Consider the following 317-nt stretch of genomic DNA (forward strand, 5'->3'; position numbering starts at 1 on the left):
AGCGGAGGTGCTGGGCAGCGTCGGCTTCGCCTGCCTGCTGCCCGCCGGGCATGCGCTGCGAGCCAAAGCCGAACTGACGCTCTCCGACCTTGCCGGGAAGGATCTGATATCCTACCGCGGCAACACCCGTCCCTCTGACGAACTGGCCCACGCTGCCCGCACGCAAGGTGTGACGCTTTCGCCGTCGCTGGAGATCGATGTCTCTATCTCCGCGGCGGGTTTCGTCCAGGCCGGCCTGGGCATCGGCCTGGTTGACGCGCTGCTGCCTTGGCATCGGTTCGCCGGGCTCACCGTCAGGCCGCTGGCGGCCGGGCCGG

General features: G+C 69.4%; 1 protein-coding gene. It reads left to right on the forward strand.

Annotated elements, in window-relative coordinates:
* Positions 1–317 (forward strand): LysR substrate-binding domain-containing protein (locus EN851_RS35125; protein WP_245520903.1); only part of this gene is annotated, 317 nt, incomplete at both ends.

It is taken from the genome of Mesorhizobium sp. M8A.F.Ca.ET.208.01.1.1, from assembly GCF_004791315.1.
GTDB lineage: Bacteria > Pseudomonadota > Alphaproteobacteria > Rhizobiales > Rhizobiaceae > Mesorhizobium.